Source organism: Sideroxydans sp. (assembly GCF_054604835.1).
In genome coordinates this window covers 240,894-254,953 of record NZ_JBTSFG010000005.1, presented here as the reverse complement: position 1 = coordinate 254,953, position 14,060 = coordinate 240,894, and the positions used below count along the sequence as shown (strand labels likewise).

The following is a 14,060-nucleotide window of genomic DNA, read 5'->3' as shown; positions in this document are numbered from 1 at the left end:
AGCTTACATTTGCATCAAACCCTGCAATGCCGCTTACTTCCTGCCTCTCAGCATAATTCGCACCAATGCTTCACATAATCGCGAACTGTGCATAATCGGCCTTATGTGAATCTTCACATAAGGCCGAGCTCCAGCCCCTCATTGACAACAGAACGAACGTTCTCTACCATACTGCAAACGTTATCCACCAACGTTTGCCATGAACACCATCGCTCCATTCCCTGTAATTAAGCCCTCTGTAGGGTTGCCGCCTGTGCTGCTGCCGTTGTTCGGCAATCAGGTTCCGGCTGGCTTCCCTTCGCCCGCGGATGACTATCTCGAACGTCGCCTGAGCCTAGACGAACATCTGGTCCCCAACAAGAACTCGACCTTTCTAGTTCGTGCCCGCGGTAACAGCATGGTTGGCGCAGGGATATTCGATGGTGATCTTATGGTAGTAGATAAAGCACTGAATGCGCAGTCTGGAGATATTGTCGTTGCCGTGGTGGATGGAGAATTCACGGTCAAGTATCTGGGCCTGCTGAACGGAGTTATCTGTTTGAAGCCAGCCAACCCACGTTTCCAGACCATTCAGTTCACAGAGGGGCAGGAGCTGGAGATATGGGGTGTCGTCACCTCAACCATCAAGCAGTTCCGCCGTTGATGACATGCCCATCGCCCTTGTCGACTGCAACAACTTCTATGTGTCCTGCGAACGGGTCTTTAATCCTAAACTCGATGGAAAGCCGGTAGTCGTTCTCTCAAACAATGATGGCTGCGCTGTCGCCAGATCCAACGAGGTGAAGGCCCTGGGTGTGAAGATGGGTGAGCCATGGTTCAAGATGGAGAAGCTGGCCAAGCAGCACGGCATTATCGCCTTGTCGTCGAATTACACTCTGTATGGCGACATGTCCGCTCGGGTGATGAACATCCTGTCCGAGTTCAGCGATCAGCAAGAGGTGTACAGCGTCGACGAGTGTTTCCTCGGACTCGATGGATTCGCTTCTGAATACCTAGTCGAGCACGGCCAGAAGATTCGACGGGCCGTGCGCAAGCAGACAGGCATCCCAGTATGTGTGGGCATCGCAGACACCAAGACGCTTTCCAAACTCGCCAACCATTGCGCCAAGAAAGGGTTCGCAGGCAGTGATGGCGTGTGCGACTTTGGTCTACTGTCTGAGGCGCAGCTATCCAAACTGTTCAGCAGCCTCCCGGTCGGCGAGATATGGGGAGTAGGGCGACAGATTGGCTCCAAGCTGGCGGTGATGGGTATCGAGACGGTAGAGGGTCTGCGTCGTGCCGATTCAGAATACATCCGCCAGCAGTTCTCAGTAGTGGTTGAGCGCACGGTCAAGGAGTTGAACGGCATTCCATGCATCGAGTTGGAAGAGGCGGGCACTCCTCGTCAGCAGATCATGGTGTCACGGTCATTTGGCCTGCCTGTGACCACCATTGAAGACCTATCCGAGTCAGTTGCCTACTTCTCCACGACGGCCGCCACGAAGCTGCGCAAGGATGGCTCGGTGGCTTCAAGCCTGTGTGTCTTTGTGCGAACCAACCCATTCAAGGAGAAGGAAGCTCAATATCAACGCTCGGTGGTCGTGCCGTTATCCCGACCTAGTGCAGATACAGCAAAGATCGTCAGTGCTGCGCTGGCTGGTCTCAAGCAGGTATTCAGGCCCGGCTTTCGATACAAGAAGTCTGGTGTGTTGCTGATGGGGCTGCAGCCGAGGGATTCGGTCCAGCCCGATCTATTCGACGAGCCCGGCGACAGGGCGCGAGACGAAGCCAGAATGCGCGTCATGGACCAAATCAACAAGAAGATGGGGAAGGGTAGTGTGACGATAGCGGCTGTTGGGGTTGGCCAGCGCTGGGCGATGCGGCGCGAGATGAAGTCCCCAGGCTATACCAGTGAATGGGATGAGCTACCGGTGGCGCGGTGAATTTACCCCGGCCTCAACGGTTGAGTATTTCGGCGACCTCTCGCTTGCCCAAACCCCTCAAGGCTACGATTCTCTCCATTTGTGCAGCTCGTGGACTCGACTTCCCCGCTTCCCAACTATAGATGGTCTGTGCTGATACGCCGAGAAGCGAGCCGGCCGCCTCTGCGCTCAAACCCAGTCGGTCTCTTTGGGATTTGAATCCCTTCACTGTAAAGCGTGGTTTGCTAGCAGGCTCGGAAGGGGCCGCTTCACCAGCCAATTTCGAAACAAGCTTTTCCAACCGGCCAACTTGCTGCTCTAGGGATAAGGTACGCCGCTTCAGGGATGCGATCTCCGAACGGTATTGAGAGGATGTCTTCTTGAGTTTGTCAGTCTCACCACGTATCTCTTTGCGAGAGATTCTCGAGATCTCATCCTTCAGCATTGAAGTAAGGTTTGCCACAATTAATCCTCCTAAGGATTGGTCACGGTGTTATTGGTAACACTCTATGAATACTGCATTTACATTGTAGCCCATCGACTGCGAAGACTTAAGGTCAGTGAGGTCGGAATTTCACTCATAGCAGTCAGTTTGAACCAATGGGATTTATAGTGTGCTGTCTAATGCCTTTCCTGATCCACCCCAGAAACCACGTTTCCCAACACACCAACGAGGATCTCCATCCCACTGTTCAATATCTCAAGCTGCTCGTCATTGGGTTGGGCGTTGCCAAGCATTGAAAGCGTGTCGCCAAGAGGTAGTTCTCCATGTATCGATTGGTAGTGTGCAATGTTCAACGCCAGCAATCGGGCAGTTTCAGCCAAGTCATCCTTGGAGACCCTCTCGATTAATCTATCGGCCAAAGTGTAGTATGTTGCGAACGTCTTAAGGTCGGACATGAGGAGTCTCCTGATGAGGTATCTCAACTTTACCCGATTACTGCTAATTGGTGCTTTGCTTGCTCCCTTGCTGGCATTGGCGGAAAGCATTGAGGGGGAGGTCGTTGGAGTCAGCGACGGTGACACGGTCACCTTGCTCGATGCCCAGAAAACACAATGGAAGATTCGCCTGCTCGGTATAGACGCTCCCGAAAAGAAGATGCCGTTCGGACAGAAGTCCAAGCAACATCTGGCCGACTTGGTCTACAAGAAGCATGAATCGCCCCGAGTTTCGTGGAGGCTGTTTGGTTTAAGTAACGATGGCAGCATCCTTGTTGGCTAACTGCCGATAGTATTGTGCCTCAGCTTCTGCGGGCGGGATATAGCCGATGGGTTCGAGCAGGCGTTGATGGTTGAACCAGGACACCCATTCCAGCGTCGCCAGCTCCACCGATTCCCGGTTCTTCCATGGCCCTCGTTTGTGGATCAGCTCTGTCTTGTACAGCCCGTTGATTGTCTCGGCCAGAGCGTTGTCGTAACTGTCGCCCCGGCTGCCCACAGAAGGTTCCACCCCAGCCTCGCCAAGCCGCTCGGTGTAGCGGATGGAGACATACTGCGAGCCTCTGTCCGAGTGGTGGATCAGACTCCCCAGTTCCGGCTGGCGCGCATATAACGCCTGCTCCAGTGCATCCAGCACGAAGTCCGTATGCATGCTGGTGCTGACCCGCCAGCCCACGATGCGGCGTGCGAACACGTCGATGACGAAGGCCACATAGAGCCAGCCCTGCCACGTCGAGACATAGGTGAAGTCCGCCACCCATAGCTGGTTGGGGCGATCCGCCCTGAATTGCCGATTGACCCGATCCAGCGGACAAGGGAGGTTCTTATCGGGCCGGGTCGTCTTGATGACCTTGCCGCGTCGGGCACCTTCCAGACCCAACCGTTTCATGAGCCGTTCGACCGTGCAGCGGGCCACCGGCACCTCTTCGCGATTGAGCTGACGCCAGACCTTGTCTGCACCATAGACCTGGAAGTTTGCATGCCAGACACGCTGAATCTGGGGCATCAAGGCATCATCACGTTGGGCGCGTGCGCAGCGCAATGCCGGATTACGCTGCGTCGCAGCATGACGCCGATAACCGGACGGGGCGATCTGCAACACGTTGCAGATCGGCTCGACCCCGTAGGTGTCGCGATGCCGGTCGATGAACGACCTCAGGATTTGAGTTTGCGGTCGAGCTCCGCCTGGGCAAAAAAAGCGCTGGCCAGCTTCAGGATCTCATTGGCGCGGCGCAATTCCTTCACTTCACGTTCCAATGCCTTGATGCGGTCACGCTCCTCGCTGGTGATGCCGTCGCGCAGACCATGGTCGATCTCGTACTTCTTCACCCAGTCATGCAGTGTCTGTGGAACACAGCCGATCTTCGGTGCAATCGATTCAATGGCCGACCATAGGGATGGATACTCGTCGCGATGCTCTTGCACCATGCGCACGGCGCGCTCGCGAACTTCGGGGGAATACTTGTTTGATTTGTTCATGGCTCCATTCTCTCAAGATTAGGAGCCTCCTCAAAACCCGGGGCGATTCAGCAAGTGACAGTCGAATACTCTAAGCGGGATCGATATGGCCGCACCTTGGGAAAGATTCTAGTGGGGGGCATTGACGCCAATCTGGCGCAGATCAGGGCTGGGATGGCTTGGCATTACAAACAGTATCAAAGAGACCAGTCTTTCGAGAACAGGCAGCTTTACTCGGAAGCGGAAGATGCCGCCCGGTCTTCCCATCGAGGACTCTGGGCAGATGCGGCCCCCACACCACCTTGGGACTGGCGCAAGCAGCAGCGCACCAGGAAATAACCATGTGCGGCCGATTCGCTAACAAGGAGACGCCCGCCAGCTTGGCCGAGTATTTTCAGGCGGATGGTCAGGTGGATTTTTCTCCCTCTTACAACATCGCCCCCTCATCCAGAATAGTCACGGTCACAGCAGATGCTCAGGATCATCGGCATCTAAAGCTGATGAAATGGGGCCTCATTCCCAGTTGGGCGAAAGACCCTTCGATCGGAAACAAGCTCGCCAATGCACGTGGAGAGACTGTCGCCGAGAAGCCTTCCTTCAGAACAGCCTTCAGGACTCGCCGCTGCATCATTCCGGCGACAGGATTCTTCGAGTGGAAAGCAGATGGGGGTAAGAAATACCCGTGGTTCATCTCGCTCAAGTCAGGGGAGCCTTTGGCGATGGCCGGGATATGGGAAGCATGGAGGAGTGAGGCGGGGGAGAGTATCGAGACGTGCTGCATCATCACCACTGACTGCAATGAGTTGATGCAGCCAATCCATGACCGAATGCCGGTGCTTCTTAATCGGGACCAATGGTCGAACTGGTTATCTCCAAGTGAAAAGCAACCTGCCAATCTGCACTCCATGATTAGACCATTCTCTCCTGACTTAATGCAGGCATGGCCCGTAACAAGGGAGCTAAACAGGGTAGGAGTGCGTGATGACGCCGGATTGATTCAGTCTGTTGAGTGATATGTCGAGGTAGGCCAGCTAGGAATGTATTAGGTGCTCCATGGGCGAATCAAAGCCCTTCCACGAAAGCCGCTAGAGTTCATAACCTGAGGTAGTTCGAACTAGGTTGTTTTCTCGAAGTGAATATTTAGCGTTTTACCCTACGGGGACAAAACGGGGACACTGAGAGTGTCGTTCTTGGTATTTTCGGGTTATCTGCTGTAATCTGCAATAGCGATAACTCATTGATTTGGCGGAGAGGGCGGGATTCGAACCCGCGGTGGGATGTTATCCCACACACGCTTTCCAGGCGTGCGACTTAAACCGCTCATCCACCTCTCCGGAAGGGCGCGCAGAATAAACTAGAACGGCTTGCGAGGCAAACGGAATTGATCGTGCCAGCGCAGTAAAGCCGCGAATACGCCGGCCGGACTGTCGTCGACCAGTCCGTGTGCTTCCAGCTTCGCTATCAGCTCCGGCCGGTCGACGCGCAAGAAGGGATTGGTCGCCTTCTCTAAAGCGATGGTGAAAGGCACGGTCGGACGCCCTTCGGCGCGCAATGCCCGTGTCGCTGCCATGCGTTGCCGGATAGCGGTATTGTCGGGTTCGCTATGCACGGCAAAGGCCAGCGTGTACTCGGTGTACTCGTGCGCGCAATAGACCAGTGTCTCGTCCGGCAATCCGGCCAAGCGCTGCAAGGACTGATACAACTCTTCCGGGCTGCCTTCGAAGTTCTTGCCGCAACCGGCACCGAACAGGATATCTCCGCTGAACACCGCGCCCCGGGTGATAAAGGCGATGTGGTCGACCAGATGCCCGGGTAACGCCCATATCTCGAATTCGACCGGAATATCCTGTAGCTGCAGTCGGTCCCCTTCCTGCAGGGCATGCGTGATGTGCGGATTGTTCGGATGGCTTCGTCCGTACACCGGCACGTTATATACTCCGCGCAGTTCCGCAATGCCGCCTGTGTGGTCACGGTGACGATGGGTACAGAGGATGGCGGTCAGCTTTAAGCCGGTCTGTTTCAGAAACGCAAAGACAGGCTCCGCCTCGCCGGGATCGACGATGACGACCGTGTCCGACTGGCCGTGGATGGCCCAGATATAGTTGTCTTCCAGGGCGGGGATAGGCGAGATTTTCAACATAATGGGTCTGCAGCTTCGATGCCGAATTCTAAAGTAATCGCGAAGAGTTTGAGTGAATGGTTCGCCTCGGAGCAGGGCGGCTATGTGTTGACACGCGAGCAAGCCTATTTCGACCGCACAGTGAGTGACATCTTCGGCTTCAATGCGCTGCAGATCGGCGTGCCCGGCCAGGACTTCCTGCGCAACAGCCGCATGCCTCTGCGTTTCACCGCCGGCAATCACCCCGGCAACGATGTGCGCCTGATCTGCACCGAATTGCCTTTCGACAGTGCCAGCCTTGATCTGGTGCTGATGCCCCATGTACTGGAATTTTCGGACAATCCGCACCAGATCATCCGCGAGGTGGAACGTGTGCTGATGCCGGAAGGAAATCTCATCCTCAGCGGCTTCAATCCCTACAGCCTATGGGGACTGCATCGGGCGCTGGGACGCAAGCAAGGCTACCCTTGGGATGCTCGCTTCATCGGTTTGACGCGCCTGAAAGACTGGCTTGCACTGCTGGGATTCGAAGTGGTCGGCGGGCGTTTCGGCGCCTATGCGCCCCCGTTCCGCCAGCAGAAATGGCTGCAACGTTCCGCATTCATGGAAAAGGCGGGCGACAGATGGTGGGCGGTGAGCGGCGGCATCTATTTTCTGCATGCAATCAAGCGTGTGCCGGGCATGCGCCTGATCAAACCAAAATGGAACGAGGGCTTGGTGCGCAAACTGATGCCCGCATCCCCCAAACTGAACAAAGGTATACAACAGAGTGGAACTGATGAGTGATGTGGTAGATGTCTTCAGCGATGGGGCCTGCAAGGGCAATCCCGGCATCGGCGGATGGGGCGCGTTGTTGCGCACCAAGGGCAAGGAGCGCGAGCTGTGCGGCGGAGAAGCGCACACCACCAATAACCGCATGGAACTGATGGCAGCCATCGCTGCTTTGGAGACTTTGACGCGCCCCTGCAAAGTACGTCTGCATACCGATTCGAAATACGTGCTGCAAGGCATCACCGAATGGCTGCCGGGCTGGAAGCAGCGCGGCTGGAAGACCGCCAGCAAACAGCCGGTAAAGAACGACGACTTGTGGCGCCGCTTGGATGATGCGGTGACCCGCCACCACATCGAGTGGGTATGGGTCAAAGGCCATGCGGGCCACGAAGGCAACGAGCGCGCCGACGCGTTGGCCAACCGCGGCATCGAAACATTGAGGGGGCAGACATGAGACAAGTTGTACTGGACACGGAAACGACCGGACTGGACCCGAAGCAGGGCCACCGCATCATCGAAGTCGCCGCCATCGAGCTGGATGGGCGCAAGGTATCGGGTCGCACCTTCCATCGCTATATCAATCCGGAACGCGAGATCGACGAAGGCGCTGCCGCCGTGCACGGCCTGACACTGGATCGTTTGCAGGACGAGCCCAAGTTCATCGAGATCGCGCCTGCCTTGCTGGAATTCATCGCCGGGGCAGAGCTGATCATCCACAACGCCCCGTTCGATATGGGCTTCCTCAATGCCGAGCTGGCACTGGCCGGTCTGCCTAAACTGGACAATCAGGTGCTCGACACTCTGAAAGTGGCCAAGGAATTGCATCCGGGCAAGAAAAACAATCTGAATGCGCTGTGCGATCGCTATCAGATCGACAATTCGCACCGTACTCTGCACGGCGCTTTGCTGGATACCGAGCTGTTGGCCGAAGTCTATCTGGGCATGACGCGCGGGCAGGAAAGTCTGTTGGGAGAAGATGCTGAAAATAGCGAGACCTCCCATGGCAACCAGCAAGCCGAACGTATCTCAGCCTCGGTGCGCGTGTTGATCGCTAGTGAAGAAGAGCTGGCACAGCATGAGGCGCAGTTGGGCGATATCGACAAGGCCAGCAAGGGCGCTTGTATCTGGCGCCGACCGGAAATGCAGGGATGAGCGCCAAGCCTCCTGTCGAAACAGACGTCCTCATCATCGGTGCCGGCGCGGCAGGGTTGATGTGCGCGCTGACCGCCGCACAGCGCGGTCGCAATGTCGTATTGATCGATCACTGGAACAAGCTGGCCGAGAAGATCCGCATCTCGGGCGGCGGTCGTTGCAACTTCACCAATCTGAACGTCAAGCCGGACAACTATCTTTCAAACAACCCGCACTTCTGCCGTTCCGCGCTGGCGCGCTATACACCGCAGCATTTCATCGCTCTGCTGGAGAAGCACGGCATCGCTTTCCACGAGAAAACGCTGGGGCAGTTGTTTTGCGATGACGGCTCGGAAGCCATCATCGCCATACTCATATCCGAATGTGATGCGGCCGGGGTGCGCAGAGTCATGCCGTGCGCGGTCGAGCAGATCGCACACGAGGAAGGATTCCGTGTGCGGACCTCGCGCGGCGTCTATCGGGCCAATTCGTTGGTCGTCGCCACCGGCGGACTTTCCATCCCCAAGATCGGCGCGACACCCTTCGGATACAAAGTGGCCGAGCAATTCAACATCCCCATTACCAAACTCAAGCCGGGACTGGTGCCGCTCAACTTCCATCCCGAAGAGTGGAGCGCTTATGCAGACCTGTCGGGTGTATCGCTGGAGGCGGTCGTCAGTTTCGGGAAACAGAGCTTCCGTGAGAATCTGTTGTTTACCCATCGCGGCCTGAGCGGTCCGTCCATCTTGCAGATATCTTCCTACTGGGAACCTGGGCAGCCGCTCTGCATAGATCTGCTGCCCGATCTCGATCTGCACGCAATATTTATAGAACAACGCGCCAGCAAGATGCTGCTGGCCAATTTCCTCACGCAATATCTGCCCAAACGTCTGGCAGAGATCATCGCCACGAATTGGAGCGATAACGATCCGGTCAATCAGCATTCCCCCAAACAACTCGCTGCCCTGGCGGACAAGATCAAGGGTTGGCAGATCACGCCGACCGGCACCCTGGGCTACGGCAAAGCCGAGGTGACCTGTGGCGGTGTGGATACCCGCGCCTTATCCTCCAAGAACATGGAATGCAACGACGTGGCGGGGCTATTTTTCATCGGCGAAGTGGTGGACGTCACCGGCCAGCTCGGCGGCTACAACTTCCAGTGGGCTTGGGCCTCCGGCCATGCTGCGGGACTCGCCGCGTAGGGAGGAGGGGACATGGCAGTAGAAACCGAACTCAAGCTGCATATCTCTCCCGACAAGCTGCAACGCCTGAAGCGCCATCCTCTGCTGCGCAGCTTGACTATCGAGCGAGCTCGCACACTCAAGCTGTACAGCATCTATTACGACACCGCAGATCTGGCCTTGCAACGCAATGCCATAGCCTTGCGCCTGCGCCGTGTCGGCAAACAATGGCTACAGACCCTGAAAGGCGGAGGGCGTTCGAGTGCCGGATTGCACCAGCGCAACGAATGGGAGATGCCGGTGCCCGCCGAGCAGCTCGATCTGGATGCGTTCAAACTCGTCGGCGGCAAACTGCCGCACGGCGTGCGCAACCATCTGCAGCCCGTCTTCGTCACCGATTTCACGCGCAATGTTCGTCTGCTCGATTTTGAAGGTGCGCAGATTGAACTGTGCATGGACAGCGGCGAGATACGTGCCGGGCAGAGCATGTGCCCCATCTCTGAGCTGGAGCTGGAACTCATATCCGGCTCGCCACAACAACTGTTCGGGCTGGCGCTCAAGCTGCTCGAGATCGTGCCGCTGGAAGTCGAGCACACCAGCAAGGCCGAATATGGTTACCGTTTGTTCTCCGCATCCAGGCCCGAGGTGAGCAAAGGTAGGTTCGCCGTATTGAAGCCGTCCCAGGATGTTGGCAGCGCACTGCAAACCCTGGTCGCCTCCTGTCTGTCGCATATACAGGCTAACGTGGCGGGCGCATTGTTGAAGCTGGACGAGGAGTATCTGCATCAAGTACGCGTCGGCCTGCGCCGATTGCGCGTGGTGCTATCCGTGACCAGGCGCTTCCATCCAGACCCCGAACTGGAAGTCTTATATAGCCAGGTATCCGGGCTATGCATCGAACTTGGCCGCGCCCGCGACTGGGATGTGTTCCTCTCACAGACCCTGGCACCCATCTGTGCCCGTTTGCCCGAGCATGAAGGTCTGCGCGCTTTGCTGGGCACCTGTGAGCGGATGCGCAACAAACAGCATGCGGGTATGGAAAGCAGTCTTGCCTCACAGGATTTCCAGCGCCTGCTATTGCGTTTCGGAGCGTGGATGCATGCAGAGAGGTCCGACGATCCACAACCGCCCCTGGAGAGATTCGTCCGCAAGATACTCGATAAGCGCAGCAAGCAAGTTCTGGCGACGGGAAGGACGGTATCCATCAAGGAACCGGCGCAGTTCCATGCCTTGCGTATCGCCTGCAAGAAACTGCGCTACAGCCTGGAGATGTTCGGCAGTCTGCTGCCGCAGAACAGATACAAGGCCTATCAGGATAGATTGGCAGTCCTGCAAGACATTCTGGGCACCATGAATGACATCGCTGTCGCTCATCGTCTGCTCGATGAATTGGACAATGCCGCACGGCACGATACACTCGCGCTGGTGCGAGGGTGGATGGAACACGACTATGCCGAACACATCACCCTGTTCAACAAGAACTGGGCCAGATTCGAAGCGCAGACCAAGTGCTGGTAAAGGCACGGCAAGAGGAGAGAATTTTGAAGATCAGAAAGGTCACACAACGATGAGCAAGAAACAAACACCCCTGCGCGTACCGGTCACCCAGGGATTAAAAGATTTGTACGCGATGGATATGCACCTGCCTTATCAGGCGGCATGCGAAGGCCGCTTCAGCGTTACCGCATTCGGCCGGTTGGCTGCCGCGATCTCGGTCGTGCGTACTGCATTGGCGCAAAAGAACACCCAGATCCCGGATGCCATCGATATCCTGGATAAGGCAGTCGAAACCCTGTCCATCGTGCGTGCACGCGGCGACAGCACAGATGTATGGGAGATCAAAGAAGACGAGCGCCCGAGTGTGGTGGCGGGTATCGAGGTTGCCGAGGAATGTATCGGCGTTCTCGATGTAGCCTTGCTCGAACAGACCGCGGCCATGCTCATGAATCTGATGGCTACCGGGTCCGACGACCAAGGAGCAAGCTGATTCAAGCAGGAGGGGAGTGGAGGCGCGACCCAGAGTCGAACTGGGCTCTACGGATTTGCAATCCGGTGCATAACCGCTTTGCTATCGCGCCGTGTGGCCAGAAGCACTACTTAAAAACACGGGAAAGCATTTTATTGCTTTCCCGGAAATTTGGAGCGGGAAACGAGACTCGAACTCGCGACCTATACCTTGGCAAGGTATCGCTCTACCAACTGAGCTATTCCCGCAGAAGAGAAGGTGCGCATTATATGGAGAAAGATTTTTGTGTCAACACAGATACGAAAAAAATTCACACTTTCACGCATTAATTTTCGCGTATGTATAATGCGCGCCCCATCGCATCGCATAGATCCCCGTTGATTTATCGAGTCGCCAGCCCGGATGGTGAAACTGGTAGACACAACGGACTTAAAATCCGTCGGGAGGAAACTCCTGTGCCGGTTCGATTCCGGCTCCGGGCACCAAATAAAAAGTAGTTTCAGAATCCGATACTTGAATATTTTTCCTTGCATACCCCATTTTGCCCAAGCGTGGCGGGGATTAACAGCAATCGGACAATTTTCAGGCATATATATTTTTTCCTGTTGCAAAAGCTCACAATATCTAGAACAATCCGCCTCGGAGTTGATTCCACCCGATAACTAAAGGAGAAACGTATGAACCGTAAAGAACTGATTGATGCACTTTCCGCAAAGACAGGTAGCAGCAAGGCTGACGCAGATCGCAACATCGCAGCACTGATCGAAATCATCACCAGCACCCTGAAGAAGGGCGATAACGTTGCATTGGTTGGCTTCGGCACGTTCGAAGTTCGCAAGCGCGCAGCACGTACCGGCCGCAATCCAGCCACCGGCGCAGAGCTGAAGATCAAGGCCTCCAAGGCTCCTGCATTCAAGGCAGGCGCTACGCTGAAGGCAGCTGTGAACGGCACCAAGAAGTAATCTCTCCAAAAGACAATGCGGTCCTGATGTATCCATCAGGACCGTACTTGCAGGAATTAAAAAAGGTTGAATCTCACGATTCAACCTTTTTTTATTTCTACTTGCTTGACTCAGAGCCGTCGCGGATCCCGCTTGTCCCTGTACGCAAGCATCGCCAGTCTGGCGCTATCGCATGATGCAACAAGTTCAGGCGTGACGCGCCACTCCCAATTCCCGCTTCCGGTTCCCGGCATGTTCATGCGATGCGCACTGTCCAGCCCCAGCACATCCTGTAGCGGGAAAATCACGGCATTGGCCACCGATGCGGAAAGCGCCCCCATCATCACCCAGTTGATCTCCTGGCCATCCGTGCGCAGATAGCTTTGCGCGAAGCTCCGCTCGTGCTCAGATGCCGCATGCCACCAGCCTATGCTGGTATCGTTGTCGTGCGTGCCGGTATATGCGACCGCATTTGCCGTGTAGTGATGCGGCAGAAAATAGTTGCGCTCGTCTTCGCCAAAAGCGAACTGCAGGATGCGCATGCCGGGCAGGTTGAACTTGTCACGCAGGGCGATGACCTCGGCCGTGATCAGACCCAGATCTTCCGCAATGATCGGGAGTTCCTTGAACGCACCGAGTAACGCCTCGAACAAGGCCTCACCCGGCCCCGGCATCCACTCACCGTCAATGGCATTCGGTGCCCCGGCAGGGATCGCCCAGTAATCGGCGAAGCCGCGAAAATGATCAACGCGCACCAGATCGAAAAGATTGAAAGCATGGCGCAAGCGCGCGATCCACCAGTCGTATCCCGACGCTTGATGGCTAGACCAGCGATAGAGCGGGTTGCCCCACAGCTGACCGGTCGCACTGAAGTAATCCGGTGGCACACCCGCCACGACCGTGCATCGGCCGTTCTCATCCAGTTCGAACAGTTCCTGATGCGCCCACACGTCCGCGCTCTGGTATGCCACGAAGATGGGCACATCACCCACCAGATGAACGCCGCGCGCATTGGCATATTTTCTGAGCGCTTCCCATTGCGAGGCGAAACACCATTGGCAGAACTTCCAGAATTCAATCTCATCGGCATGCTGCTTGGCCGCCTTACTCAATGCCTTCGCATCTCGCCTAGCCAGATCTTCCGGCCATTCGCTCCAGTCGCGCCAAGCCTCATGCGCCCACAGTGCCTTGAACAACGCAAAATCATCCAGCCAGTGCTTTTCCCGTTCACAGAAGGCTGCATAGGCATCGCCCATGCGCTTGCCCGGCTGGGCGAAGAACCGGCCAGCAGCCAATCTCAGCATACCTGTCTTGAAGGCGATGACAGCAGGATAGTCGACGCTGTTATCCGAGAAGGTGAGCGGGGCGATCAGTTCGTCCGGAGTCAGCCATTTTTGTTCTGCCAGCGCATGCAGATCGATCAGCATGAGATTGCCGGCAAAGGCAGAACTGCTCATGTAAGGAGAATTGCCCGGACCGACCTCACCCAAAGGCAGCATCTGCCAGAGTGACTGACCGGTCTGGACCAACCAATCGACGAAGCGATAGGCTTCCTGGCCGAAGTCCCCGCAGCCGTGATGGCCGGGGAGGGAAGTTGGGTGCAGCAGAATGCCGCTGGAGCGGATGGATAGTGGGTTCACTTGACGTTCTCGT

The 14,060-nt window shown here is 56.3% G+C and carries 17 protein-coding genes, 4 tRNA genes and 1 other annotated feature; of the genes, 13 read left to right on the top strand and 8 right to left on the bottom strand.

Features of this window, described 5'->3' with window-relative positions; translation table 11 throughout:
* The first annotated feature begins 199 nt into the window (after positions 1-199).
* Both ACYCZ5_RS10345 and ACYCZ5_RS10340 read left to right on the top strand, forming a co-directional pair.
* Positions 200-643 carry a LexA family protein gene (locus tag ACYCZ5_RS10345; RefSeq protein ID WP_461544715.1) on the top strand — a complete coding sequence of 148 codons (444 nt, stop codon included), beginning with the start codon at positions 200-202 and terminating at the stop codon, positions 641-643.
* Complete coding sequence (locus tag ACYCZ5_RS10340) at positions 606-1,922, top strand: Y-family DNA polymerase (RefSeq protein WP_461544714.1); 1,317 nt, start codon at positions 606-608, stop codon at positions 1,920-1,922. The genes ACYCZ5_RS10345 and ACYCZ5_RS10340 overlap by 38 nt, the downstream gene beginning before the upstream one ends.
* 13 nt (positions 1,923-1,935) lie before the next feature.
* Here the strand turns inward: ACYCZ5_RS10340 and ACYCZ5_RS10335 are convergent, their stop codons facing one another.
* Both ACYCZ5_RS10335 and ACYCZ5_RS10330 read right to left on the bottom strand, forming a co-directional pair.
* Entirely contained in the window at positions 1,936-2,346 is a 411-nt protein-coding gene (locus tag ACYCZ5_RS10335) for a helix-turn-helix domain-containing protein (RefSeq protein ID WP_461544719.1), read from the bottom strand.
* A 176-nt stretch (positions 2,347-2,522) separates the two neighbouring features.
* Positions 2,523-2,801, bottom strand: a complete 279-nt coding sequence (locus ACYCZ5_RS10330; protein ID WP_461544713.1) for a hypothetical protein — start codon at positions 2,799-2,801, stop codon at positions 2,523-2,525.
* A gap of 13 nt (positions 2,802-2,814) precedes the next feature.
* Between ACYCZ5_RS10330 and ACYCZ5_RS10325 the strand changes: the two genes are divergently transcribed.
* Positions 2,815-3,123: a thermonuclease family protein gene (locus ACYCZ5_RS10325; protein ID WP_461544712.1), complete on the top strand. Its 309-nt coding sequence runs from the start codon at positions 2,815-2,817 to the stop codon at positions 3,121-3,123.
* On the opposite strand, the gene ACYCZ5_RS10320 is transcribed toward ACYCZ5_RS10325, so the two are convergent.
* Positions 3,091-4,319, bottom strand: a protein-coding gene (locus tag ACYCZ5_RS10320) for an IS3 family transposase (protein ID WP_461544711.1) whose coding sequence is annotated in 2 segments (ribosomal slippage) — positions 3,091-4,040 and positions 4,040-4,319 — 1,230 coding nt in all. Because the reading frame shifts where the segments join, the coding sequence is not laid out codon by codon here. The two genes, ACYCZ5_RS10325 and ACYCZ5_RS10320, sit on opposite strands and share 33 nt — an antisense overlap.
* Positions 3,925-4,041 (bottom strand) — a sequence feature (AL1L pseudoknot). (Overlaps the previous gene by 117 nt.)
* 54 nt (positions 4,320-4,373) lie before the next feature.
* On the opposite strand from ACYCZ5_RS10320, the gene ACYCZ5_RS10315 reads away from it, so the two are divergent.
* Positions 4,374-4,637 (top strand): thermonuclease family protein, encoded by a 264-nt coding sequence (locus ACYCZ5_RS10315; protein ID WP_461544710.1) that lies wholly within the window; start codon positions 4,374-4,376, stop codon positions 4,635-4,637.
* Positions 4,638-4,639: 2 nt separating this feature from the next.
* A complete protein-coding gene (locus ACYCZ5_RS10310; RefSeq protein WP_461544709.1) occupies positions 4,640-5,311 on the top strand; it encodes an SOS response-associated peptidase in 672 nt (223 codons plus the stop codon).
* Positions 5,312-5,541: 230 nt separating this feature from the next.
* Here ACYCZ5_RS10310 and ACYCZ5_RS10305 read toward each other — a convergent pair.
* Positions 5,542-5,632: transfer RNA gene (locus ACYCZ5_RS10305), tRNA-Ser, on the bottom strand.
* 20 nt (positions 5,633-5,652) lie between these two features.
* Positions 5,653-6,438, bottom strand: coding sequence for a hydroxyacylglutathione hydrolase (gene gloB, locus ACYCZ5_RS10300; RefSeq protein WP_461544708.1), 786 nt, complete (start codon positions 6,436-6,438; stop codon positions 5,653-5,655).
* Positions 6,439-6,456: 18 nt separating this feature from the next.
* Here gloB and ACYCZ5_RS10295 point away from each other — a divergent pair, with 18 nt between their 5' ends.
* The 6 genes from ACYCZ5_RS10295 to ACYCZ5_RS10270 are packed head-to-tail and all read left to right on the top strand — an operon-like array spanning position 6,457 to position 11,487.
* Positions 6,457-7,203 (top strand): class I SAM-dependent methyltransferase, encoded by a 747-nt coding sequence (locus tag ACYCZ5_RS10295; protein ID WP_461544707.1) that lies wholly within the window; start codon positions 6,457-6,459, stop codon positions 7,201-7,203.
* The gene (gene rnhA, locus ACYCZ5_RS10290; protein ID WP_461544706.1) at positions 7,196-7,642 is read left to right on the top strand and encodes a ribonuclease HI; all 447 of its coding nucleotides are present in this window, start codon (positions 7,196-7,198) and stop codon (positions 7,640-7,642) included. Before ACYCZ5_RS10295 ends, rnhA begins: the two co-directional genes overlap by 8 nt.
* Positions 7,639-8,340: a DNA polymerase III subunit epsilon gene (dnaQ, locus tag ACYCZ5_RS10285; protein ID WP_461544705.1), complete on the top strand. Its 702-nt coding sequence runs from the start codon at positions 7,639-7,641 to the stop codon at positions 8,338-8,340. The genes rnhA and dnaQ overlap by 4 nt, the downstream gene beginning before the upstream one ends.
* Complete coding sequence (locus ACYCZ5_RS10280; protein ID WP_461544704.1) at positions 8,337-9,521, top strand: BaiN/RdsA family NAD(P)/FAD-dependent oxidoreductase; 1,185 nt, start codon at positions 8,337-8,339, stop codon at positions 9,519-9,521. Before dnaQ ends, ACYCZ5_RS10280 begins: the two co-directional genes overlap by 4 nt.
* Positions 9,522-9,533: 12 nt before the next feature.
* Entirely contained in the window at positions 9,534-11,018 is a 1,485-nt protein-coding gene (locus ACYCZ5_RS10275; protein ID WP_461544703.1) for a CYTH and CHAD domain-containing protein, read from the top strand.
* A 49-nt stretch (positions 11,019-11,067) separates the two neighbouring features.
* Entirely contained in the window at positions 11,068-11,487 is a 420-nt protein-coding gene (locus tag ACYCZ5_RS10270) for a hypothetical protein (RefSeq protein ID WP_461544702.1), read from the top strand.
* A gap of 17 nt (positions 11,488-11,504) precedes the next feature.
* Here ACYCZ5_RS10270 and ACYCZ5_RS10265 read toward each other — a convergent pair.
* Both ACYCZ5_RS10265 and ACYCZ5_RS10260 read right to left on the bottom strand, forming a co-directional pair.
* Positions 11,505-11,578 (bottom strand) — tRNA-Cys (locus ACYCZ5_RS10265).
* 60 nt (positions 11,579-11,638) lie between these two features.
* Positions 11,639-11,714: transfer RNA gene (locus tag ACYCZ5_RS10260), tRNA-Gly, on the bottom strand.
* A 148-nt stretch (positions 11,715-11,862) separates the two neighbouring features.
* Here ACYCZ5_RS10260 and ACYCZ5_RS10255 point away from each other — a divergent pair.
* Positions 11,863-11,951: transfer RNA gene (locus ACYCZ5_RS10255), tRNA-Leu, on the top strand.
* A gap of 192 nt (positions 11,952-12,143) precedes the next feature.
* Positions 12,144-12,428, top strand: a complete 285-nt coding sequence (locus tag ACYCZ5_RS10250) for an HU family DNA-binding protein (protein ID WP_461544701.1) — start codon at positions 12,144-12,146, stop codon at positions 12,426-12,428.
* A 110-nt stretch (positions 12,429-12,538) separates the two neighbouring features.
* Here ACYCZ5_RS10250 and malQ read toward each other — a convergent pair whose 3' ends face one another.
* On the bottom strand, positions 12,539-14,047 hold the full coding sequence (malQ, locus tag ACYCZ5_RS10245) for a 4-alpha-glucanotransferase (protein WP_461544700.1): 1,509 nt from the start codon (positions 14,045-14,047) through the stop codon (positions 12,539-12,541).
* Between the last annotated feature and the right edge of the window lie 13 nt (positions 14,048-14,060).